Genomic DNA, 24,095 nt, shown 5'->3' with positions numbered 1-24,095 from the left:
TACTAGAGTAAACGCTGTAACCCTATCTTATTTTTAATAGTGGTTTGGATACTACATAAAGCTGGACTTGTACTAAAGTTGCAAGTGTAGGTCGCCAAGGGTTCTTTTTGATAATTAAATACCCTGACGTTGTAACCAAAGTTCCGTGCAGCGCTACCCAAGCGATTTACGAAGTCGTAGCGCTCTATATACTCTAGTAAGCTCCAAATTTGCTGATTTACGATCAAGTCTACTCGTGCAGGTTCTTTATTGGAAGCTGGATATGCGATCCAATTATCCAATAGCTTTTTTTCAGAGTTTTGTTGTGCCCACCATAAACTGGGAACGGTTAATCGTTCTGGATGAATGGTGGTAGCTGTGATTATATAGTCTTTTGGCTTGGTCAATAAGTCTAGTTCTAAAGGCGCATTAGAAGGCGACGGGATTGAGGGGGTTTGCGCTAGTGAGGGCGGGATTAGTAAAGCTGTAAGGGTAATAGTTAGTAGTAATAAAAATGATGTTTGGCGATGGCTACGCCAAGGGCGATCGCAGAATTTAGGTATATGCATAGCTGATACTAATTCGTAATTCGTAATTAAAGCACTAGTAAAAAATCGTACATTTTATAGTTTAATGGCAACTATACGAATTCTTCGATAATCTGCTGTCCAAGTTCCTTGTTGATATAGTGTTGGCTTTAGATATTCCTCAACGACGGGAATTATTTGTATTTGTTGCTCAGGTGAAAGTCCGGTTAAAAATGGATTGGCGAACATTTTAATCCAGTTTGCGATGCCTGCTTCTCCTTCTGCTAGGGGAGTTGGGCGAGGAAACAGCATAGCATAAATGACATCAAAGCCTTGCTGTTCTAGGAGGCTACTGTATTCGCCAATGCTGGGGTAATACCAAGGATTCTCTACTTGTGCTTGAGGGATACCAATGGACTCTAAAGCACTGTATAAAGCTGTGGCGATCGCCTTTATATTCCCTTTACCTCCAAATTCTGCAACAAAACGGCCTCCGGGTTTTAGAGATTGGTATATGGAGGCGATCGCGCGATCGGCTTCTTTTACCCAATGTAGTACAGCGTTGGAAAATACAGCATCCAATGGCTTATCTACTTGAAAACTTCTAGCATCAGCAACATCAAAGCGGATATGGGGATAGTTTTCTCTTGCCTTCTCAATCATCTCAGATGCATAATCAACTCCCATGACTTCAGCCCCAGCTTGGGCAATTTTTTCTGTGAGTTGTCCAGTTCCACAGCCAAGATCCAAAATGAATTCTCCTGGCTGAGGGTTGAGTAATTTTAGTAAGTCTTCGCCATATTGCCAAACAAAGGCGTGTTTATCTTCGTAAAGCGAAGTATCCCAATTATTGCTTGTTGAAATATTATTCATAAATTGTGAAATTACAATGTGTTGATTCGCCAATCCTCAACCATCTGCTTGAGGTTCATGAATGCCTAATCACTACAGTAAAAAAGATTTTTAACTATGTCCAATATATATTTTGACCTTAACTAATATTTAAAAGATATGAGTTTGGGTAACAGATGGAACTACGGCATTTGCGCTACTTTGTCATCTTGGCAGAGGAACTGCACTTTGGACGGGCAGCAGAACGCTTGCATATTGCCCAACCCCCCTTGAGTCAACAAATTCGGCAGCTAGAAGGGGAATTAGGTTTTGAACTGTTTCACCGCACGAAACGAAATGTGCAGTTAACAGAAGCCGGACAAGTGTTTCTATGTGAAGTTCAGCAAATTTTCAGGCAATTACAACAGGCAATTCAAGTTGGGCGGCAAACCAGTCGGGGCGAAATTGGACAGTTAGTGGTTGGCTTTGTCAGTTCTGCCACATATAATATTTTGCCAACTATTCTGCGAAGCTTTCGTAGTTGTGTTCCTGGTGTGAGTTTAGAGTTACACGAACTAACTACAGATCAACAATTAGAGTGGTTGCGAGAAGGTCGAATGGATGTAGGATTTGTACGTCCACCTGTTGATGAAAATAGATTTAGTTGGGAGATTATTTTTCAAGAATCGCTGATGGTGGCATTACCTGAAGCACATTTGCTAGCCAATGAGTCTGATGTCTGTTTGACATCGCTTGCCAATGAACCATTTATTTTATTTCCCAGAATATTAGCGCCTGGACTTTACGATTTAATAATCAGTCTTTGCCAACAAGCAGGCTTTAGTCCCAATGTTGCCCAGGAAGCTATCCAGATGCAAACGATTGTGAGCTTAGTAGCAGCCGAGATGGGTGTGGCGATCGTGCCAGCATCTTTGCAAAATATGCAACGGACTGGAATAGTTTATAAAAGCGTACAAGAATCTACTTCAAAAGTTGGCATTGCGATGATTTGGCGAAAAAACGAAACATCCCCAACCGTGCAGAAGCTTGTGGAAATAGTTAGACAAGTTGCAAACCAATTATGAACAGAGAGTGTCTCGTTAAGAAATTCGATATAGTTTACTTCCCAATTTCATCAATAATACCTGCAATAATCCCCAGGTAATTGAGAGTTTTTACTTGAATTTCCTCTCCATCTGCCATTTACTATTTGCTAGATGGTGAGTATCAAGTTAACCTTTTTAGGGGAAACGATCGCATCATATCCCCTACATTTCCAGAATTAAACTTGACCGCCGAACAGATTTTTCAAGCTGGCGTTCAGAAAATCAATTATGAGCGCAGTGCAGACACTCCCATAGGGCCACGAGTCACACCTAATTGATTTTGCAACTTCAACTCGCGCCAGAGTTGGGAACCTGTAATCTCACCTCGCAATAATTGACTATAAAAATGTATTGTTTTACTCACTTGCTCTGGTGTCTCATTCACAAACTCGATACGGAAGTGACGTAATCCCAGTTCTATGAGGCGCTGTACGTACTCGGCTCCCGTTTGAGCAGTGCCGTTAAATACAGTATTGCGGCAACCTATATCTGCTTTGAGGACGTGTTCGCTGCCTACACGGTCTTTTAATTTCACTTCCTGTTTTTCACAAGGTCGTCCACAGTTAGTATAGTCTGTACCTGTTGATAGAAAAGCGCAAAAAACACAATGCTCCATGTGAAACATCGGTATATGCTGATAGATTGTCACCTCAAACCACTGGGGCGGACAACTGGTAAGCAGGTCTTGCAGTTGGGTAATATTCAAGTCGTATGATGCTGTCAGCCTTTCTAAACCAAAGTGTTGCTGAAAGTAGTCTGCTGTTAAAGGATTAGCAACGTTGAGCGAAAAATCTCCGATACAACGGTCTGCTGCAAAGAATTGCAATTGGTCATAGTTCCGTATCAGATAGCCATCTGCTTTACAAGCACGTACTTGTTGCAAAATCCAATTTTCCCCCGGTTTAGTAATTCGGGGTGGTGCAACCCAAATTGTGGGGAGTGCTAAGTTATGAGTTAAAAGTGAAGAATTTTCTGCTTTGTTTTTTTGCTGTTGTTGGCGCACCATTTGCACGGCTTCTTGGTAAGCACGGGGGTCTTCAAATTCACAATACAGTGTTTCAATACCGACTTCGAGTGCTGCTTGGAGTTGCTTGAGATTTCGTACTAGGATGATGAGTGAAGGAGATGTAGCTTTAGCTTCTTGCAGAGTGGGAGACGAAGGGAGTAAATTTTGGAAAGAGACATCAGAATGTAATTGCCAGCGTTTGGGTTGACTTCGCAATTCTTCAAACTGTACTACCATTTCCCGCCGCATCCGGTTCAATTCACTGATGGGTAGCATAATAGCACCGCTGAGGTGGTTGGTTAGTGTTCCTAAACAGAAAGGTGTATTACCAAGACGACCGAATTGTTCTTTTAAACGGTCTGTATCTAGTGGTTTGGTGTGCGCTTCAACTAAAGAAGTTGCAGACTCTACCTGTACAATATTACCGAGTCGATCGCGGGCGATCGCAATCAATGCCTGACCAACTTCTCCATAAATCTCTAAGTCAATCGGACGCTGAAATTGGGGATTCTCGCCAGCAAAACTCTGCCGCAGTTGCTTATCGAGTTCTGGATCGCTGGTTTTCCAAATGCGATCGCCTATATGCACTCGGCGCAGGTTCAAGTCATTTCGCCCAAAGGACAAGATGGTTTCTTTACCCTTGGACACCACAGCATAAACCCGACCGCCTTCTTCCTTCGCCTCTGGATGACCGCAGTCAAATACTATTCCATCTCCTAGTTTTACGGGTGCTTGCAATTTGACTGTTACCTGTTCATTGTGAATGCGGGTAACTTCACCCAGATAAACTCCACGTTTTTTACCAAAACGGGCGTGAACTAGTTCCTGATTATTAATTCCGCCAAACCAGCCAGTGTAGAGTCCGCGAGAAAATGCCATTTCTAGGTTGTAATGTTCTCGATCTGATTGACCTCTCCCCCAACCCCTCTCCGTTTCGGAGAGGGGAGCTTTTATTCCCTCAACGCTAGTAGAAAAGGGGGTTAGGGGGTTAGGTCTTTCCAATTCCGTCATTACACTATCCAAAGCTTGCCGATAAACACGGGTGACATTAGCAACATACTCTGGAGCTTTCAGGCGACCTTCAATCTTGAGAGAGGTTACTCCTGATTTCACCAAATCGGGCAAAACGTCTAACCCTGCTAGGTCTTGAGGACTGAGTAAATATTTGCGCTCTTTTAAATTTACAACTTCGCCATCGGCGATTAAATCGTAAGGCATTCGGCAAGCTTGGGCACATTCACCTCGGTTAGCAGAACGTCCGCCTAAAGCCTCACTAGTCAAACACTGGCCGGAATACGCTACGCACAAAGCACCGTGAACAAAAACTTCCAAAGGCAGCGAGGTTTCCTGTTGGGCAATCTGCTGCTGTATTTTATTGATTTCTTTGAGAGAACATTCACGCGCCAGCACCACCAACTGACAGCCAAGAGATTTGGCAAATTCCACTCCAGCCGCACTGGTAATTGTCATTTGCGTGGAAGCATGGATGGGAAAATCGGGGGAAAGTTGACGGATGAGACGGCATATACCAATATCTTGAACGATCGCCGCATCCACACCAGCTGCAATAATTGTGCGGAGATATTGCTGCGCTTGTGCTAGTTCTTTAGGAAATATAAGTGTGTTGATAGTGACATAACCCTTTACGCCCCGACGGTGCAGGAATGTCATCAATTGGGGTAAGTCTGCCTCAGTAAAGTTTTGTGCCCGCATTCTGGCGTTAAACCGATCCAAACCGAAGTAAATCGCATCTGCCCCATTTTCCACAGCAGCTTTAGCACATTCCCAATTACCTGCTGGCGCGAGTAGTTCAGGACGTTGAAGGGAAGGTTGGGAAGGGGAGCGTAGGCGTAGCCCATCGGAGATATCGCTTTTCATTAGATTTAGAGAGGGTTAACTAGCACCATAGTGATTTTATCGAAGTTATTGGGGGATGGGGCGATCGCTCTTTCATCTGTAATTTATTAATTTAAGTTAGATTTCAAGCCGCGTTCAACAGCCACTTTTAAAGCTCTTGCTTTACTTACTAAGCCACGTCGGTAGACCTGCATAAGTTCATCTAGTTGACGAACTTCTGCATCATTAAGCTGTCCCTCTCGGTGACGAGCTAACAATTCACTGAAAACTTCTTGTTGCTGACTTTCCATCTGCATATCGCACACAGCCAAAACCTGAACATCCGGTAATGACTCCAGATGTAGTTCGGTAATAGCGTGATTAATTTCAGTCATTTTCTACCAGTTTGCCTTTTACTTATGATTGTATCTGCGATCGCTCTCTTATTTTGCTGCACATCATTGGGTTAAAAAAGAGCGATCGCTATTAGACAGAATAGAACTCAAATTGGGAATACTGAGTAAAGCGCAGCTATTTACTGCATAGAGACAAAGTATCTTTTTGCCATACCTGCTACTAAAGATTTATCAACTAGGAGATAATTGTGAGTTTACTTCTTAAAGCTTCCTTTACACTTGCACCTCATATTGCCAATGGGTTAGTTAAAGGAATATATGTACTATGTGGGAGTGTAATCCGAGATACTGTAACAAATAATGTCCTTGGATTTTTAAGAGGGACAACTCCAACGCCTACAAGTTCCCCTAATAACATACTAAACCTGATTATTTCTGGTGCAAACTTGCTAACTTCAGGAGCAAATATAGGCGTGTCAGCTAAGGGATTTAGCAATGTTAACCAGCGATTAGATAAAGGATTTGGTGATGTTAACCAACAATTAGGTAATATTGAAAATCAAATCCGAGCAATTGGAAAACCTTTACAAATAAGTTCAGAACTTTTGCAGATAAGCAGTGCTGCTAGTGTACTTAATCTTGGGGTATCTATGATGGGTTTTGCTGTTATATCGCAGCGTATCAATGAAATAGAAAACCAATTAAAACAAGCAGGAGAATTGTTAAATAAAATTAATCGCAAAATTGACCTCAGTTTCTATGCTAACTTCCATGCTGGAATCGAATTAGCACTTAATGCCTTTACGATGACTAGAGTTGAAAACCGTAGAAGCAGCGCTTTACAAGCTATCAATCGCTTCTTAGAAGCAGAACATATTTACAAAGATTACACAGTGAATGAACTTTCGCAGAAAAGCCCAATTATTGACAAATATATACTGACATTATCTCTAGCCTATATTGCAGAAGCACGTTGTCATTTAGAGCTAGAAGAACATGAAACAGCACTTCGTCGTTTTCAAGAAGGGGCAAAATTTATTAGGTTGCTACTTAAAAAATATATTGAACTTATGCTTACTTCTAATCCAGCAGCATACTTACATCCTCAATTTAAAGGTCAGATTGATTTGCATAAACTAACCCAAATTTACCAATGGATTGACCCGAATTTTAATGAAAATACAGTTTTCGAGATACAACGTGAGAATATGTTTAACTGACTCAAAGTCATGATGAATGGCTATCTTCCCTTCCATCGGCAATTGTAGATCGTAGTGAAATTCAATGGGGCATATTCGGAGGAAATCCTACTCCATTCACAGGAAGATTTGAACAAGAAGCTTACAAACGTCTTCCCCAAGTATTTGAGGTAATGGAATCTATGATTGAAACTAATCGCCGCTTTGAATCTTACCAAACAGAAGTACAAGCAATATCCCAATTAGGAATCAGCTTTCATGACTGGCTTAAATTAACTCCGTCTACAGAGATTAAACCAGACGGTGCAGAATTAATGTACATCATTCCATCCAAACCTCTAGAATTGCATTATCTATATCCTCAAGAGTTTTAGGTTCTCCTTGATATTTTAAACAGCCTGCTACATCATCTAATTTAGTTTCTGGAAAAGGTTTATTATGATTTAAAATAGCTACATCACTCATATCAATAATAATAAATTCTTGCTCGTTTGCTAGTGATAATTGCATTTTAAATTCCTTTAATTCATAGATTCAAAGTCAACAAGAAGCCAATTTATTCCATCCATTATTATTGGAAATTTCTCTTCGGGTATATTTAACTCATGAAAACATTTATCTCTATATCTTTCTTTTTCAGTAAAATTAGTGATGGCTTTAACTAATGGCTTTTTTACTTCGTAGCTTTCTTCAGCTTTAGCAATTGCACGTGCGGGAATTTCGTTATTTACACGCAATATTGCTAAGTCAATCAAATCTCTAGATTGTGTACTTGAATCGTTCCATCGGTCAGCATTAGCCATTAGTTTTGATGTAAATCTATCGCTTATACTCAGACAAGGTATTTTTGTCCATTTCGGATAAACAGGAGAGTCTAAAGTAAAAATCCCATTGGCTACAATTTCTACTTTAATAGTTGTTTCATTGACTACAATAGGAAAACGAATACCATATTGATTTATTGTACTGTCACCTAATTCGATATCTGTTGTACTTTGAAATAATGCTACAATTCCTTCATCGCAAATCAAATTTCTTAAATATCTGTAATTTTCAGTTCCATAAGGAAAGAGGAAATCAATATCTTTACTAAGCCTGTATTCATCATATTCTAATGCCAAGAGTGTACCACCGCCAAAGTATGCAGAAGCTTTTTTGAAAACTTCTGGATTGAAAGCATTAAGGATTTTAAGTATATTATTATGATGATCGAGATGAAACATTTCAAAATCCGGTAATATCCAGGAGTTATATTTTTTTGCTAAATAATGAACAAAATCCTTTTCTTCTTGTTTTAAATTTTTGAAGGTAGTTTGATGATGCCAATTGCGTTGATACAATTGAACAATTTCTTTCTCACTCATTTGATATACATTTTTTAGCTGCCAACCAATAGACTCTAGAAATGGTAGCTTTTGTGGATTGAGCTTAAGCATAATTAACTCTAATGGTTAAATTTTCTCTAAGTTATGATTTGGCGATATCCACCTGATTGTAACTATTTTTAGGCGCTCTTACTTTGCGCCTTTGTGAGACAAAAAAGGCGAACTTTTTGGGTTCGCCTTAATTATATGCTGTTGCTCAATCCAAACCAAAATCTAAATCTTCGCTTCTTCTCTCACCAACTTATCCCAACCCAAATCTTTCAAATTATTATTTCGACGCAACGGACGAGTCACCAACTCTAATATGTCACGCGCATTCGTAAAGCCGTGAATTTGAGCAAAAGTAAACTCTACAGACCACTTAGTATTAATACCGCGTGCTTCTAACGGATTAGCGTGCGCCATACCAGTAATTACCAAATCTGGTTTCAACTCATAAATTCGCTGGAGTTGATTGTAATTATCCGGCTTCTCTACAATCCTTGGCAGAGGTGAACCCATTTCCTGGCAAGTTTTCTCCAGCAGTGCCAACTCAGCAGCTTGATAGCGCTTATCCATATAGGGAATGCCGATTTCGTGAACTGTCATCCCACAACGGATTAAGAATCTTGCCTGGGAGATTTCCAGCAAGTTATCACCCATGAAGAATACAGACTTACCGCGAATTAGTTTGACGTAATCTTCCAAGCCTGCCCAAATTTGGGCTTCCCGTTCATCCAAACCCTTAGGAGTAATACCAAACACCGAGCAGATTTTCTCAATCCAAGCGCGAGTGCCATCGGGGCCAATGGGGAAGGGTGCACCAATGAGTTTACACTTGCGGCGGCGCATTAAGGTAGTAGCTGTGCGGCTGAGGAAGGGGTTGACACCAGCGACATAATACCCTTCTTCTAGTACTGGCAATTCAGTGAAGCGCTTCGCAGGTAGCCAGCCAGAAACTTTGATGCCTTGTTTCTTCAGTTCCAAGGTTAACTGAGTAACCACGGGGTCGGGAAGGGAGCCAAAGAGAACTAAGGGTGGATGATCTACGTACTCAGATTCATCTTGGGCGACATCTTCTTTCTTCTTACCAAAGTTGAGCAATTTAGCGATCGCATTACGTTCATTTTTCTCTGTTTCCGCCACCGGAGCCTTATCAGGACAACGGTTAGCCATTGCTGCTAATACGGTGTCTTCTCCTTGGGTGAAGGCGTAATCTAGACCATTTGCCCGCGCTACAACGATGGGAATCCCGATTTCAGATTCTAGTTTCGGTGCCAAACCTTCCAAATCTGTTTTGATAATTTCTGTAGTGCAAGTGCCAATCCAGACAATTACACTAGGATTGCGATCGCGTTTAATTTGCAAGCACAACCGCTTTAACTCTTCATAATCATTCAGCTGTGCCGAAATATCGCCCTCTTCCAACTCTGCCATTGCATAGCGGGGTTCAGCAAAAATCATTACCCCCATCGCGTTTTGCAGGAAGTAGCCACAAGTTTTTGTCCCAATCACCAAAAAGAAGCTATCTTCAATTTTTTGGTATAACCACGCCACGCAGCTAATTGGGCAAAAGGTATGGTAATTTCCTGTTTCACATTCAAAGTTTAAAGCTTCTGGTTGTTGAGCGACAGTCATTTTGGTTTTTTCTCCCCTTGATATTTAAAGTTAGAAGTTAGGAGTTAGGAGTTAGTAGTAGAGACGCGATTAATCGCGTCTGTACAGGAGTTAGGAGTTCTGATTAATAACTATAAAATTTTTTAACTCCTAAGTTTTTTCCTAACTTTTTTACTCCAACTTTTTTAACTCCTAACTCTTAACTCCTAACTCCTAACTTAGTAATTAAGCATTGGGGAAGAGGCGGGCAATTTCTGATTCATCAAAAACGCCTGCTGGCAGTTCTTCCCCTAAAAAATCGTTATTTTCTTCAGCCTTTTGTAAAGCTGTTTCATCACCCCAGACATCTGATAACACGTCTTTAAACGCATTCTCATCTAGTGGACTATCTCCAAGTGCCTCTTCTTCATCCAGCTTTACTTCCGTTGCAGCTGTTGTATCGAAGGCAATTTCCCCAAACTCATCTGCTTCTAAACTAGAGTTTTGGAGAGACTCATCTTTTGAGTTGTGTCCGTTGGTTAAGGAAATATCGCCAAAGCCATTTTCCGTTTCTTCCAACTGGCTGATTCCCAGGCTTTCATCCTCAGAATCCACGATTGCGAACTCTTCAACTACCGCCACCGCCGCAAAGCCATTTGTATGATCGTGTGTCAATGTTTCATCTTCAGGCTTTTCATCAATGACAGATACTGCTTCTTCTACGTATTTTTCTACATCTTGGTTGACGACGAAGCGATTACCGAGAGCTAAATCTGGGTCAAAATGCAAATCCAGGACTTCAATCAGGGTATCGGCGTCAGGATTGAGTTTGGCAAATGGCAGCATTAACTGCGCTAGTTTTGGCTCTAGGGCGTTAAGAACTCCCAGGATGAGGTAAGAAGGTGGTCGCTTCCCGCCATCAGGGGTGTACACCGATTCCACTTCCATGTGGAGGATAATCCAGTCTCGATTATTCTGGAAAAATTGTAACCACTTTTGCTTTATTGAATCTGTAAAGCTGTGAAAGAATGCCATGTTATTGTCCCCCATCCTGAGAACTTGGTGATTTATACAATCATCAAGTCTAGTTCCTCTTCTGAATTAGGAACCTGGGGTTTACCCGGATTTAGATAAAAATCGGACAACAAAGAGAACAACTCCCGATCTGGTGAATCATTAGGTACAACACCTTCGGGACGCGCTAGAATTTGGTCGGCGATGTTGAGATAGTAGTCGCAAACGTAGTCTAGAGAAGGATCTTGCTCTGCCATCTCAAACAAAGTCTTACCTTTCACACGGGAAACACGAATATCTTCAATTAAAGGTAAAACTTCCAAAACTGGCATGGGCACTGCTTCTACATATTTTTCAATCAAGTCACGCTTGGATGTGCGATTGCCAATTAACCCAGCTAAACGCAGTGGGTGAGTTCTTGCTTTTTCGCGGACTGAAGCAGCAATCCGATTGGCAGCAAATAAAGCATCAAAGCCATTGTCTGTAACAATCAGGCAGTAATCTGCATAGTTGAGTGGTGCTGCAAAACCACCACAAACTACGTCACCCAGAACGTCAAAGAGAATTACATCGTACTCATCAAAGGCGTTGAGTTCTTTAAGTAATTTTACGGTTTCACCGACTACGTAGCCGCCACATCCAGCACCCGCAGGTGGACCACCAGCTTCTACGCAATCAACACCGCCGTAGCCTTTATAAATTACATCTTCCGGCCAGACATCTTCGTAGTGATAGTCCTTTTCTTGGAGGGTGTCGATAATTGTCGGAATCAAAAACCCAGTCAGGGTGAAGGTGCTGTCATGTTTGGGGTCGCAGCCAATTTGCAGCACTTTCTTGCCACGTTTAGCTAGGGCGACGGATATATTACAGCTAGTTGTGGATTTACCGATACCACCTTTTCCGTAGACTGCTAGTTTCACTGTTGTTTCCCTCTTATAGCTTTTGGTCAAACTTGTGGCTCAAACATTTGCCTTCACCTTTCCTGAGATGGCGATGCGTGAGGTCTGTTGATGTCATTATTGGGCAAATTACCTAGAAAAGAAAGTGGCTCCTAATCTGTAAAACGGTTTTAGAGGATGAATTAAAGCTCAATTAGATTAATTTAGGTTTTTATGAACCCTAAAGACCTTAAAAGATTTAAAAATACATAATAAAAACTTTTTATTACTTATTTTTATAAAAATAGTTACAAAATACAAAAAATTTAAATCTGCCTTTTTGAATGCTTTTCATAGAATTAGCTAATGTTTTTACAACCTGTTTTCAAGGCATTGGGGCGCAGAGTTAAGGCAAAAGAGAGGTATATGCAGCCTGATGCTGGAAATACTACTGAAATTTGTGTTAGCGTAGCTCACCGTTGGCGTTCTCGTTAGCGTCTCTGAAAGAGAAGCCTCTTGTAGAGAAGGTATCGCAGATAAATCGCCAGTTTTCAGTCGGTAGAGCAAACCATTTAATTGCTGCTTGAGAGTGAGTTAGTGTGATTTTGTAAAATATTATTAATTTGCAAGATATAGGGTTTCTGGGTTGAGTCATATGACAGACTTAACCCCCAATCCCTTCCCTACTAGCGTTGGGGAGTAAGATTCAAAGCCTCTTTCCTAAAAGAGAGAGCAATGGAACTGAGGTTAAAATCTTTTGGCTGTGCGGCTTAAGGCAATTAGGACACCTCAGTTTTAATTTCCTGGATTTCCTGTAATGTTTGCCAACCAGCTTGCCACTGGGAGTTATCTTGTAATAATTTGGCATTTATCCAAAAACGGACTTTAGGATCGCAAGCAGCAACCATTTCGGCGTAAACCCATTTACCCTGATTTTTCCGATTGACAACTTGGAAATGCCGCCAGCCATCAACTTTTTGCTGTGCTGTCCACTTAGAACCAACTAGGTAAGGAAATTTTTGTTTTTTAGTCATTTGTCATTTGTCATTTGTCATTTGTCATTGGGAAAACACTTTCTTTATTTCCCATTCCCCATTCCCAATTCTCAATTTCTAATTCCCCACCTTAAGATGTCACCAAATCACCGTTACGGGTAAACTTCTGGCAATCCAACTCATTATCTTGCTGAACGCATAGCGAAAACCATCTGATATGGCTCCAGCAGGTGTTGATGTTGTTGGTAATTTTGCGCTTTTTCTTAGAAAGGCGTAGTCTTACGACTTCATTAGGACAAAGAATTTCTAACGTACCCGTACCATCTTCGTCATTGACGATGCGAAATAGACAGTCTTGCAACATCGCACGGCTGCTGCTGTCGAAGAACCGCTTAAATCGCTGTAGCTTTTCCCCTTCAGTCATTTGGCTGATGGGTTTTATTTTCAAGAAATCCTCATCCTCTAAGTCAAAGTTATCATCTTCAAAGTCGTAGGGGTCAATCATTTTCAGCATCCACTAGGCGACCTGAAATCATGGTAACTCTGTATGGGGGCAAGGTAGATTTAATACGTCATACTTGGTGTACGCATTTCGATTCCTACTTATGAAGGAGTAATTTTGTTTATCACCATGTCTCTATAGATATTGTTAAGACAGTTACCATACATTCTAAGAAAAAAATAGTCAGCTTTAACTTTCAGGGATAAGCTGTTTTCAATGCGATTAAGTGTAATTGACCTGATGAAATATCTACTTGACCATTTCACATCTTTTAAATATAATTTAACGTGCTCCAAATCTTTTTATTGGAAATAATTTTGTTTAATAAGCATCTCTAGAATGTTATGAATATTAATCGAAAAAGCTTTGAGCGTTTCTTTGATGGCTGCTTGTGAATTCAATAAGATTTGGCTTCATGGTATTACTGCTGCGATCGCCATTTACTTTGGTTTTATTGCTATACTAAATTTATGAGAACTGAGTTCCGGGGAAAGCTACAGTCTTAGCCAGAAATAAATAGGAGTTGTATCAAAATTAAGTAAGCGAGCTAGTCATTTAATCGCTTAATAAAGGAATCGTATACAAAATTTAAGTATACGATTCTTGATAAAACATAGAACTAAATTGTTTTCTACCCACGACTAAAATGTTTCAGTTGTTCAACCAAGGGATATTAGAGCTAATTACGGGCAGTGTATGCCATACAGTTGGCTTTGCTTAAAATTAAGGGGGTACGCCCGTCTTTTTTAGTTACGGCTAGGAAGGAGCAAACATTTTTGTACTAAGCTTTTTGTACTAAGCAGTTTTACCTGTTACACCAAATAGGCTTTTTGGTATAACAGGCGTATACTTACTGCAAACCTAGTTGTTTAGACTGTGATGCTACCAGCGTAATGGCAAACTTAGTCCCTGGCTTAAAGTCTGCAATAGTTGCATTATATTCCAAGGACTGGTTCGCTGGTAAGTAAGATGGCCCCCCGCAAGATACATTTAAATCCGTACCATCCTGAACTTTTAAATTAGAACAGCCATAAATGACTGCTTTATTGCCTTCATTATCGACTTTGCTGATCTGAAGGCTTTTAACAACCCCAGTTACATCCGCAGGCAAATTTATAATAGCTCTTTCAACCCTTAGAGCTTGTGATAACTTCATCGCGTTAGCACTGAAGCTACATCCATCGGCATTGTTAACTATCACAGTCGGTGGTAGAACATCGATTTCATTGGGATCTTTTGGATCTGGTATTATTTTTACTTCACCGATGACGGTACAATCTGACTTGATAGGCGCAGTCTGTGAATCTGCAATTGCCATTCTCGGAAAGAAAGTTGCACAAATTACGAGTAAAACAGCAAGAACTCCAAAAATCTTCTTGGAATATTTGAATCGATTCATTATTTTTCCTCCTTAAGTAAGTAGATGTTGAAAAAACCTCTAGCTAAAGGAATATTCAGTAGTTTTTTGATTAAATATGCAAATATGCAATTTGATTTTGAAAATTAGATTTTTTTGCGGGTGTAGACATCGCCAAAGCACCGCAAAAGTTTTCGGATTACTGGCACGAACATAGATTTCCAGCATTGTTGCATTATTCCCTTGTTAGATTAACTGCTAGTCTCCAACTCAGCACACGCAACACTTTCTCCTCCAGCGCTGTCAAGTAAACACGATTCGGCTTCCAGGGCGACTCCAAAAACCTCTGTACCGACTCCTAAGCGCTCACTGGAATAAACCCAACTAATGCGATCGCCTATATCATGGGCGCTTGCGCCATCGCACACAAGAGGGCATCTGCTGACATTCCGCAGGCCAGTAATTGAAATCCACATAGGAAAATCGGAACTAGGGGAAAATACCACTTTTTCAAGATGTGAACACCGATCTAGGCGATCGCTCCCCTGTTCATACAATATCTATTGAGAGCAAAAATTATCTTTACTTGGTGTTCTGGTGGTAGCCTCTGACAAGCTACAGCACCTCTACGTTCCTGAAAAAGCCTATGCAACCTACTAATCCTAACCAATTTACAGAAAAAGCTTGGGAAGCGATCGCCCATACCCCAGATATTGTTAAACAATATCAACAACAACAAATTGAAAGCGAACACCTAATGAAAGCGCTGCTAGAACAAGATGGTCTAGCAACAGGGATTCTCACAAAAGCGGGTGTTGACCTGCAAAAACTGCGCGATATCGCACTGAACAATTTTTCCAACGTCAGCCAAAAGTATCCGGTAGCAGCAGTTCTGTTTACTTGGGACGCAGCTTGGATACACTTCTAGATCGAGCAGACGGATATCGCAAAGAGTTTCAAGACGAATATATTTCAATTGAACACTTATTGCTGGGTTATGCCAAAGATGACCGTTTTGGCAAAGCTTTATTCCAAGAGTTTGCTTTAGACGAAGGCAAGCTCAAAAATATTATTAAACAAGTTCGGGGGAGCCAAAAAGTGACCGACCAAAATCCAGAAGGCAAATACGAAGCACTGGAAAAATACGGGCGTGACCTTACAGAAGCCGCGCGTAAAGGTCAACTTGACCCAGTAATTGGGCGAGATGATGAGATTCGTCGGACTGTGCAAATTCTTTCTCGCCGTACCAAAAATAATCCTGTGCTAATTGGTGAACCGGGTGTTGGTAAAACTGCGATCGCCGAAGGATTAGCACAGCGCATTATCGCAGGTGATGTACCCCAATCCCTCAAAGACCGCAAGCTAATCGCTTTAGATATGGGTGCTTTGATTGCAGGGGCAAAATTCCGGGGTGAATTTGAAGAACGCCTGAAAGCAGTATTAAAAGAAGTTACTGAATCTGGCGGCAATATTGTTTTATTTATTGATGAAATTCACACCGTTGTCGGCGCTGGTGCAACCCAAGGCGCGATGGATGCGGGTAACTTGTTAAAACCGATGTTGGCGCGGGGCGAATTGCGCTGTATTGGGGCGACAACTTTGGATGAATACCGCAAATATATCGAAAAAGATGCTGCACTAGAAAGACGGTTCCAACAGGTTTATGTCGATCAACCTAGTGTAGAAGATAGTATTTCGATTTTGCGCGGGTTGAGAGAACGTTATGAAAACCACCACGGGGTGAAGATTTCTGATAGTGCTTTAGTTGCAGCCGCCGTATTGTCAAGTCGATATATTAGCGATCGCTTCCTACCAGATAAAGCCATTGACTTGGTAGACGAAGCCGCCGCTAGGCTGAAAATGGAGATTACCTCCAAACCAGAAGAACTCGACGAAATCGATCGCAAGATTCTGCAATTGGAAATGGAGAAGCTATCGCTGCAAAAAGAAAGCGATGCCGCTTCTCGCGAACGTTTAGGAAGATTGGAAAAAGAAATTGCCGATCTCAAAGAAGAACAAAAAACTCTAAATACTCAATGGCAGTCTGAAAAAGATATCATTGACAAAATTCAGTCTGTGAAAAAAGAGATTGAACAGGTCAATCTAGAGATTCAGCAAGCAGAACGCGACTATGACCTTAACCGCGCTGCGGAGTTGAAATACGGCACTTTAACCAGTTTGCATCGTCAATTGGAAGCAATAGAAGCTGAATTGGCAAACACTCAAAGAAGTGGTAAATCACTATTAAGAGAAGAAGTCACAGAAGGTGATATTGCTGAAATTATTTCTAAATGGACAGGAATTCCGATCAGTAAGTTGGTGGAATCTGAAAAAGAAAAACTGCTGCATTTAGAAGATGAACTCCACCGCCGCGTGGTTGGACAAGAAGAAGCAGTCACAGCTGTAGCGGATTCAATTCAGCGATCGCGCGCTGGATTAGCCGATCCTAATCGTCCTATTGCTAGCTTTATTTTCCTTGGGCCTACGGGTGTGGGTAAAACCGAATTGGCGAAAGCGCTGGCGGCGTATATGTTCGATAGCGAAGATGCGCTGGTGCGAATCGATATGTCTGAGTATATGGAGAAACACGCCGTCTCTCGTTTAATCGGTGCGCCTCCAGGATACGTGGGTTACGAAGAAGGCGGACAACTTACAGAAGCGATTCGTCGCCGTCCTTACTCAGTGATTCTTTTCGACGAAATCGAGAAAGCACACCCCGATGTCTTCAATATCTTCTTGCAAATTCTTGATGATGGTCGCGTCACTGATGCCCAAGGTCATAAGGTGGACTTCAAGAACGCTATTATCATCATGACTAGCAACATCGGTTCGCAGTACATTCTTGATATCGCTGGGGATAACACCCACTACGACGAAATGCGCCGTCGAGTCATGGAAGCAATGCGAAATAGCTTCCGTCCAGAGTTCCTGAACCGGATTGATGAAATCATCATCTTCCACGGTTTAGATAAGAAGGAATTGCGGCAAATTGTGCTGTTGCAAGTGGAAAGATTGCGGCAAAGATTGAGCGATCGCAAAATCTCTCTCAAACTCTCCGATGCTGCCCTTGACTTTTTAGCAGAAGTAGGGTACGACCCAGTGTATGGGGCGCGTCCACTGAAGCGGGCGATTCAGCGAGAGTTAGAAACTCAAATTGCTAAATCCATCTTGCGCGGCGAATTCAACGACGGTAACACCATCTTTGTAGATGTGCAAAATGAAAGGTTGTCGTTTAGCCGTTTACCAGTTGAAGTCTTCACCGGATAATTACACCTGATAAATCACACACAAAAACCCGTTTTCTGACAGAAAGCGGGTTTTTGAATTATCTATATAGGTAAAGTGAAAATCCGATCGGCAACGTCTGAATTTTTTATTGAGTCTTACACATAACTTGTCGCATTTTACGCATATTTGCAGGCAACTCTAAATTCATCGCTTGTTGAATAAAAATAGATGGAATCGGAATTAGAGGTGTTGCTTGCACAGTATAAGCAAGTATTGTGCCATTACCACAATCTTGTAGTTCTAAATTGGCGTTAAAGTCCTCAAAAGTCCCATTTACCATCCGAAATTGGATTTGCTGCCCCAGCACTTCTACAACATTGAGGTAAATTTCTACTTGAGCCGTAAAAAATAAGAAGGCTTTTTGTGCTGCTTGATACAGACGTTTGACTTCACCTTTATGTACTACCTCACTCTTGGTGATATCGGGAAAATAGTGCACCCAGCGAGGATAATCAGTTAATTGCTGCCAAACGTGCGATCGCACCATCGGCAAATACATCCAGGCTGTCACCGCGCCACCCGATAGCTTGTGCGATCGCGTTTCTACCAAAATTTCACCTTGTACCAGCAACTTTTGCTTGTCTTGACTCCAAGCCATATCTGAACCTGCAATAATTGAATCTGATATATAAGACGCAGACATAATGATTAAGTTACTCCTCAACTCATCCACCTAAATAGAGTTGAAATTACAAGCCATAAAACTTGATTTAGATCCAACCCATTATTAAATTAGTTCCAGTTTAATACTTATCTTTTCCGGAAAGGATAATTTTTTGCCGATCATTTCAGTTACTTTACTGTAAAAACTGTGTTTCTTATCACAATTAACATAATTAATACTCCAGTAAGTTTTGTCAAAGTAATATTTGTAGATGAAAAACTGCGTTGTTAACAGCTAGAATGGCACAAACACGATTTAACATCAAGTCCCTTACCCTAACGTTTGGACAGGATCTCTCGGTTTTTACGTGTTATTTCTGATGAAACTATAACTTCATCGTAACTTCATATTTTAATTATCAATATCAAGTGTAATGTCTGTTGAATTGAGAGGAAAATTAGGTGAATCAATCTTCTTTAAATCGTAGATTAATCCAGATTTTTGGTATACTTCTCGGCATTAGCGTTGCCGTTTGGGTACTGAGAGGTATTGGTATTCTCACTTTTATCCCAGGTGGAATTATTTGGCTACTGCTACTTGGGGCGATCGCGATCGGAATTATCAGTTACGCCCAAAGGACATGGTGGCGTTTTTAGTCATTGGTCATTTGTCATTGGTCATTGGTCATTTGTTTAAGATACAAGAGTTTTTGGTATATACCTCTGCCCTTTTGGGCGAAAAAAACTAATGACTACGGGCTAATTCAAGTCACGTCCACAAGGGACGTGGTTTCTCTTGGACATTAATGACTAATGACTTTGCGAAGCGGTTTGATTTTCATACCGTAGTCTCGTTTAAGAATTGTGGCTTGCTTATTTTGACTCATTCCCAAAAGTATTTAATAGGGAAGCAATGCCAATAATTTACGAGGAAAAAGGAGCATGGCAAAGTATAAATGTACTGTTTGTGGCTATATATATGACCCAGCAGAAGGCGATCCAGATAGCGATATAGCACCGGGAACAGCTTTTGAAGATATACCAGAAGATTGGTCGTGTCCAACTTGTGGTGCAACAAAAGACGACTTTGAACCTGATGAAGAGTGAAAATAACAGCTAGCCTAGAAAGTAGGTGCTGTAAAAGAGACATTTTTGAAATTGTTACCGTTACAAATTGTAGTTATTGGGGGTGGGGCAGCAGGATTTTTTGGCGCGATCGCTTGTGCTAAAGCCAATCCTGATGCCCAAGTTACTTTACTCGAAGCCAGTCGTCAACCCCTAGCGAAAGTGCTAATTTCTGGTGGCGGACGCTGTAACGTCACTCATGCTTGCTTTGAGCCGGAGGAGTTAGTGCAAAATTACCCCAGAGGTGCAAAAGCTTTGCGGGGCGCTTTGACTCGGTTTGGGCCTCAAGATACAGTAGCTTGGTTTGCTGCTGGTGGAGTCTATCTCAAAACGGAAGCTGATGGCCGGATGTTTCCTGTCACCAATACTTCAGAAACGATTGTGGAATGTCTGATTAAAGCGGTGGCGAAAGCTGGGGTGAAACTCCGTATCGGTACGCATGTAACTTCAGTAAGAACCTCAGTAGATGGGGGGTTTGATATTTTTCTGAAGTCGGGAGAGACAATTAAATGCGATCGCCTACTTTTAGCGACCGGTAGCAGCCTTGCAGGTTATAAAATTGTCCGAGAGTTAGGTCATCAAATTGAACCGCCAGTACCCTCGTTATTTACCTTCAACATTGTCGATCAAAAATTGCGGGAATTGGCTGGAGTTAGCGTTAATCCTGCTCAATTGCGGTTATCTGCGGGCGGAAAATCCCAATTACAACAAACTGGGCCATTGCTAATTACCCACTGGGGTTTGAGTGGCCCGGCTGTTTTGAAGCTTTCTGCTTGGGGTGCGAGAGTTCTGCACGAAAGCCACTATCAAGCCAGATTATTGATTAATTGGCTGCCTAATTTGCATCATGAACAAGTGCGAGAAAAAGTTTTAGCAGTTAAGGATGAATGGGGAAAAAAAGCGATCGCATTGCATCGCGGCGTCGAGCTACCCCATCGTCTCTGGCAATATATCATTGCTCGTATAGGTATTACCACAGAAGACCGTTGGGCAGAAATATCTAGTAAAACCTTAAATCAACTGGTGCAAGAACTTACTCAGGGACAATACTTAATCAACGGTAAAGGAGCCTTCAAAGAAGAATTTGTTACCTGTGGCGGTGTCAAGCTCAAAGAAGTCAACTTCAAGACGATGGAAAGTCGGTTAGTTCCTGGTCTTTATTTTGCTGGAGAAATCTTAGATATTGATGGCGTTACCGGTGGGTTTAACTTCCAAAGTGCTTGGACAACCGGTTATTTAGCAGGCGTAGCAATGGCGACTAGCGATTAATGCTACTACAGAGATTATGACAGTTTAAAAGAGTTAGTAGTAAGCCTTAAAGTGCTTAGATGAAGGCTTAATACTAACTCTTTTTACCAAGTTGAATATCTATCTTAGTCCTCTCCTGATCAAATATTCAACTTGTTCTACAATTTCCTCTATCCAATCCATTACAGATTTACTGGACTCTTTGATTCTAATGCCATCGTCATGTAGAAAATAAACAGAACAGTCATCTTGTCCATTGGCAATAATAAACCACGGATCTCCATGTAAAGCACAGATACAGAAAGCATTTTCAGGTAAGGGTGTACATTCTTCTCCCTCAGCAATAGACTCAAGGATAATCTCTTGCTGCCACTCATTCATTTTAATAAGTTGGTCGAAATAAAACTCCAATTCCGATCCTCTAATAAGCTTTCCGGCGCTATGCCCAAGTAAGCCTAAGATTTCTCTGTAAGTCCTTGGTAAAACTCCATATTTACTTTCAATGTATGCAATTTCTTCTGAGGTACATCCTTGTAACTCTTGCTCATTTGTTACTATTCCACTAGTAAACAAGCGCTCTCTTAATTCTTGTATATTATTAATCATTTTAAAACTTGAACTGTTTAGAGGATAAATAATCTCTATCTTAATTATTAATTATCTGACTAGTACAAAATGGCAAAAGTCTACTTTTAAAACTTGTTACCAAGAGCATCTCCGTGTTAACCCGAGCCCATTTACCAGTTCTTTAGGAACAAGCAAGCCCTACTTAACTATATTTACTTATCAAAATTCTTACTAATCCTCCAGCATTTCCCACCTTGCCACTCTATATTCACACCAGCCACCCTAGAGAAGACAAATTTTTCAGGGTGTATTAATTTTCGCATAAAAAATATATGAATACTGATAAAAATGCTGCGTCTGCAATTACGTTGCAGGGAAGCCAGTATATGCTGCATGGCTTTCCAGTGCTTGGTATTCCTGATGAGAAGCGTGCTGTAAAATACTTCAGCCTCAATCCATTTCTACCAAATGTCCAAAATCGCTGCCCGATTGAATGTGCCTATTGTGTCTGCCATCAAGACCGTGACTGGCATCATTATCCACAAAACTTTCAGGATGTCTCATCTCCAGTTGACCTGCTCGATCTTTTGCTAGACTACATTTTTGCTACCCCAGAGGGACAAAAGGGTTTTCCGATTTCACTATGCGATTACTCTGACCCTTTTATTCCAGCCCATCGAGAACGCGTACTATCAATTCTGGATGCACTGATTGACCGCAAAGCCGCCAATATCGTCTACATCACCACCAAAGTCCATCCCGGTCAATCTTTTCTAGAGCGCCTCAAAACAACTCTAGAGCGACCTCATTCACTTCGAGTCACTGTCTTTGTTAGTCTACCACCCTTGAAACCAGGCTATGAGCAAGCCTCAATTCAGAGTCGGGTACAGTTGTTGCAAGATTTAGTAAACCTTGGCATTCCCTGTTGTTGGTATCTGCGTCCACTGGTTGAAGAGTGGTTTGATGAAGCTTTAATGTGGCAATTAGCACGGACACTATTGCCTCATGTTTCCCGTCACGTTATTCTGTCTGGGCTTGTGATGTCTGAAGAAATTGAAGCAAGTCTGTTAAAACAGGGATTAATCGTTCCAGAATGGGATCGCACACAACCAGGACGTAAGCAATACTTGTCGTTAGAATTCGAGTCAAAACTGCGCTCAATTCTCAGCATTGTTGCTAGCGAGCAAAATATTTCTCTCGGCCCGGTGATGGGACATCGGCTATGCGGTACTAACGGTAATAATGCCTATGGCTGCTTGATTTGCGCTAAACAAAACCGGTATTGCCAGCTTTTTCAACTTCATCACTATGGTGAAACGATCGCTACCGAAGATAATCAACGCCTCAAGACGCTATTGAGACAAGATGCAGTGAAAGTAAGCTCACGAGAGCCATCAACAGAAGAATGTCAGTGAAGTAATCCAACTTGAAGCGAAACTAGAAACAGTCTGATTGCCTCACCGCTACGCGTCTACAAAATTATTGTATTGGAGCATAAAGAGGGAAAATTATCTTGCAATTGTAGATCGATTTTAAACACACCCAACAATGAAATTCAGCGAAATCCTCCGTCAATTTGGTGACGCGGCTACCAATCATAGCCTGACTAGCAACCCAGACCAAGACCCAGAAATTACAGGGGTAGCAGCCATTGATGAAGCTACCAATGGTACGATCGGTTACGTAGAAAGTGCAAAATTTGGGTCTTTTGTCGGTAATACCAATGCTAGTGCTTTAATTTTGCCCCAGGACGAAAAATTACAAGCGCTTGCACAAGAAAGGGATATTGTTTGGCTAGCAACCCCAGATCCGCGATTATTGTTTGCCAAAGCGATCGCACTTTTTTATCAACCATATCGCCCTACCCCAGAAATTCATCCCACCGCAGTAATTCACTCCACCGCAAAAGTTGGTAGTGATGTTTATATTGGCCCCCATGCTGTGATTCAACAAGGGGTAGAAATTGGTAATGGGGCAATCATTCATCCCAACGTGGTGATTTATCCAGATGCCAAAATAGGCGATCGCACCACCTTACACGCCAACTGTACCATTCACGAACGCACCCGCATCGGTGCAGATTGCGTGATTCACAGTGGTGCTGTGATTGGTGCAGAAGGCTTTGGTTTTGTTCCCACCCGGACTGGTTGGTTCAAAATGGAACAATCAGGCTATACAGTCTTAGAAGATGGTGTAGAAGTTGGCTGTAACACTGGCATTGACCGCCCAGCAGTCGGAGAAACACGGATAGGTCGCAATACAGTAATTGATAGCTTAGTGCAAATCGGTCACGGTTGCCAAATCGGTTCTGGTTGTGCGATCGCAGGTCAGGTTGGTATGGCAGGAGGGGTGAAACTGGGAAATCGCGTTATTTTAGCTGGACAAACAGGAATAGCCAATCAAGTGAAAATTGGAGATGGGGCGATGACATCTGCTCAAACTGGAATTCACAGCGATGTTGCACCAGGAGAAGTTGTTTGTGGAACTCCAGCCCTTCCTTACAAACTGTATCTCAAGGTATGTGCTGTCTATGGTCGCCTGCCAGATATGTATCAATCGCTAAAACAATTGCAACGTAAATTCCAAAATAGCAATGAATAAGCTGAAAGTTATCTAAATTACATAACCAAATTCAAAATAATTCTTGTGGGGCGTGAATCTTGCACGTCCCATTCTGTATTCTTCTTCAAGAGGATTTTATTTTTATTCCTATTGACA

The 24,095-nt window shown here is 41.4% G+C and carries 22 protein-coding genes and 2 pseudogenes; 9 read left to right on the top strand and 15 right to left on the bottom strand.

All coding sequences use genetic code 11. From position 1 onward, the window contains the following. Positions 1-2: 2 nt before the first annotated feature. Both NSTC731_RS05750 and NSTC731_RS05745 read right to left on the bottom strand, forming a co-directional pair. On the bottom strand, positions 3-548 hold the full coding sequence (locus tag NSTC731_RS05750; protein ID WP_445629968.1) for a hypothetical protein: 546 nt from the start codon (positions 546-548) through the stop codon (positions 3-5). A 54-nt stretch (positions 549-602) separates the two neighbouring features. Next, complete coding sequence (locus NSTC731_RS05745; RefSeq protein WP_445629967.1) at positions 603-1,379, bottom strand: class I SAM-dependent methyltransferase; 777 nt, start codon at positions 1,377-1,379, stop codon at positions 603-605. 155 nt (positions 1,380-1,534) lie between these two features. Here NSTC731_RS05745 and NSTC731_RS05740 point away from each other — a divergent pair, with 155 nt between their 5' ends. Together NSTC731_RS05740 and NSTC731_RS05735 are read left to right on the top strand one after the other, a co-directional pair. Continuing rightward, positions 1,535-2,422, top strand: a complete 888-nt coding sequence (locus NSTC731_RS05740; protein WP_445629966.1) for a LysR family transcriptional regulator — start codon at positions 1,535-1,537, stop codon at positions 2,420-2,422. Positions 2,423-2,535: 113 nt separating this feature from the next. Beyond that, positions 2,536-2,721: pseudogene (locus NSTC731_RS05735) on the top strand (hypothetical protein); the annotation flags it as partial. Here the strand turns inward: NSTC731_RS05735 and NSTC731_RS05730 are convergent. Both NSTC731_RS05730 and NSTC731_RS05725 read right to left on the bottom strand, forming a co-directional pair. Further along, entirely contained in the window at positions 2,670-5,327 is a 2,658-nt protein-coding gene (locus tag NSTC731_RS05730) for a DUF3656 domain-containing U32 family peptidase (RefSeq protein WP_445629965.1), read from the bottom strand. The pseudogene NSTC731_RS05735 and the gene NSTC731_RS05730 overlap by 52 nt on opposite strands. A gap of 86 nt (positions 5,328-5,413) precedes the next feature. Beyond that, positions 5,414-5,680, bottom strand: coding sequence for a hypothetical protein (locus tag NSTC731_RS05725; RefSeq protein WP_445629964.1), 267 nt, complete (start codon positions 5,678-5,680; stop codon positions 5,414-5,416). 209 nt (positions 5,681-5,889) lie between these two features. Between NSTC731_RS05725 and NSTC731_RS05720 the strand changes: the two genes are divergently transcribed. After that, complete coding sequence (locus tag NSTC731_RS05720) at positions 5,890-6,861, top strand: hypothetical protein (RefSeq protein WP_445629963.1); 972 nt, start codon at positions 5,890-5,892, stop codon at positions 6,859-6,861. Positions 6,862-7,161: 300 nt separating this feature from the next. Here the strand turns inward: NSTC731_RS05720 and NSTC731_RS05715 are convergent, their stop codons facing one another. The 9 genes from NSTC731_RS05715 to NSTC731_RS05675 all read right to left on the bottom strand — a co-directional run bounded on the left by NSTC731_RS05715 (position 7,162) and on the right by NSTC731_RS05675 (position 15,022). Next, positions 7,162-7,350: a hypothetical protein gene (locus NSTC731_RS05715; RefSeq protein WP_445629962.1), complete on the bottom strand. Its 189-nt coding sequence runs from the start codon at positions 7,348-7,350 to the stop codon at positions 7,162-7,164. A gap of 11 nt (positions 7,351-7,361) precedes the next feature. Next, positions 7,362-8,276 carry a nucleotidyl transferase AbiEii/AbiGii toxin family protein gene (locus tag NSTC731_RS05710; RefSeq protein WP_445629961.1) on the bottom strand — a complete coding sequence of 305 codons (915 nt, stop codon included), beginning with the start codon at positions 8,274-8,276 and terminating at the stop codon, positions 7,362-7,364. A gap of 162 nt (positions 8,277-8,438) precedes the next feature. Continuing rightward, complete coding sequence (locus tag NSTC731_RS05705) at positions 8,439-9,842, bottom strand: ferredoxin:protochlorophyllide reductase (ATP-dependent) subunit N (RefSeq protein WP_445629960.1); 1,404 nt, start codon at positions 9,840-9,842, stop codon at positions 8,439-8,441. A gap of 204 nt (positions 9,843-10,046) precedes the next feature. Further along, complete coding sequence (locus NSTC731_RS05700; protein WP_445629959.1) at positions 10,047-10,835, bottom strand: DUF5331 domain-containing protein; 789 nt, start codon at positions 10,833-10,835, stop codon at positions 10,047-10,049. A gap of 32 nt (positions 10,836-10,867) precedes the next feature. Further along, the gene (gene bchL / locus NSTC731_RS05695) at positions 10,868-11,734 is read right to left on the bottom strand and encodes a ferredoxin:protochlorophyllide reductase (ATP-dependent) iron-sulfur ATP-binding protein (protein ID WP_138503144.1); all 867 of its coding nucleotides are present in this window, start codon (positions 11,732-11,734) and stop codon (positions 10,868-10,870) included. A gap of 737 nt (positions 11,735-12,471) precedes the next feature. After that, positions 12,472-12,726 (bottom strand): TIGR02450 family Trp-rich protein, encoded by a 255-nt coding sequence (locus NSTC731_RS05690; RefSeq protein WP_322672297.1) that lies wholly within the window; start codon positions 12,724-12,726, stop codon positions 12,472-12,474. Positions 12,727-12,817: 91 nt separating this feature from the next. After that, complete coding sequence (locus NSTC731_RS05685; protein ID WP_445629958.1) at positions 12,818-13,192, bottom strand: hypothetical protein; 375 nt, start codon at positions 13,190-13,192, stop codon at positions 12,818-12,820. Between the two features lie 847 nt (positions 13,193-14,039). Further along, positions 14,040-14,588 (bottom strand): hypothetical protein, encoded by a 549-nt coding sequence (locus NSTC731_RS05680; RefSeq protein WP_445629957.1) that lies wholly within the window; start codon positions 14,586-14,588, stop codon positions 14,040-14,042. Between the two features lie 209 nt (positions 14,589-14,797). Continuing rightward, positions 14,798-15,022 (bottom strand): hypothetical protein, encoded by a 225-nt coding sequence (locus tag NSTC731_RS05675; RefSeq protein ID WP_445629956.1) that lies wholly within the window; start codon positions 15,020-15,022, stop codon positions 14,798-14,800. Between the two features lie 170 nt (positions 15,023-15,192). Here NSTC731_RS05675 and clpB point away from each other — a divergent pair. After that, a pseudogene (clpB, locus tag NSTC731_RS05670) lies at positions 15,193-17,813 on the top strand (ATP-dependent chaperone ClpB). A gap of 106 nt (positions 17,814-17,919) precedes the next feature. On the opposite strand, the gene NSTC731_RS05665 reads toward clpB, so the two are convergent. Continuing rightward, positions 17,920-18,477: an SRPBCC family protein gene (locus tag NSTC731_RS05665; protein ID WP_445629955.1), complete on the bottom strand. Its 558-nt coding sequence runs from the start codon at positions 18,475-18,477 to the stop codon at positions 17,920-17,922. Positions 18,478-18,899: 422 nt separating this feature from the next. Here NSTC731_RS05665 and NSTC731_RS05660 point away from each other — a divergent pair, with 422 nt between their 5' ends. From NSTC731_RS05660 to NSTC731_RS05650, 3 genes are all read left to right on the top strand, one after another. Continuing rightward, positions 18,900-19,094 (top strand): hypothetical protein, encoded by a 195-nt coding sequence (locus NSTC731_RS05660; protein ID WP_322683898.1) that lies wholly within the window; start codon positions 18,900-18,902, stop codon positions 19,092-19,094. A gap of 285 nt (positions 19,095-19,379) precedes the next feature. Then, a complete protein-coding gene (rd, locus tag NSTC731_RS05655; protein ID WP_292774831.1) occupies positions 19,380-19,544 on the top strand; it encodes a rubredoxin in 165 nt (54 codons plus the stop codon). A gap of 51 nt (positions 19,545-19,595) precedes the next feature. Next, the gene (locus tag NSTC731_RS05650) at positions 19,596-20,831 is read left to right on the top strand and encodes an NAD(P)/FAD-dependent oxidoreductase (protein WP_445632026.1); all 1,236 of its coding nucleotides are present in this window, start codon (positions 19,596-19,598) and stop codon (positions 20,829-20,831) included. A gap of 99 nt (positions 20,832-20,930) precedes the next feature. Here NSTC731_RS05650 and NSTC731_RS05645 read toward each other — a convergent pair whose 3' ends face one another. Then, the gene (locus NSTC731_RS05645) at positions 20,931-21,416 is read right to left on the bottom strand and encodes an SMI1/KNR4 family protein (protein ID WP_445629954.1); all 486 of its coding nucleotides are present in this window, start codon (positions 21,414-21,416) and stop codon (positions 20,931-20,933) included. A gap of 293 nt (positions 21,417-21,709) precedes the next feature. Here NSTC731_RS05645 and NSTC731_RS05640 point away from each other — a divergent pair, with 293 nt between their 5' ends. After that, positions 21,710-22,792: a hypothetical protein gene (locus tag NSTC731_RS05640; RefSeq protein WP_445629953.1), complete on the top strand. Its 1,083-nt coding sequence runs from the start codon at positions 21,710-21,712 to the stop codon at positions 22,790-22,792. 133 nt (positions 22,793-22,925) lie between these two features. Then, positions 22,926-23,978, top strand: a complete 1,053-nt coding sequence (gene lpxD / locus NSTC731_RS05635) for a UDP-3-O-(3-hydroxymyristoyl)glucosamine N-acyltransferase (protein WP_445629952.1) — start codon at positions 22,926-22,928, stop codon at positions 23,976-23,978. Positions 23,979-24,095: the final 117 nt, after the last annotated feature.

It is taken from the genome of Nostoc sp. DSM 114167, assembly GCF_052692655.1.
This window is presented reverse-complemented; position numbering and strand designations above follow the sequence as displayed.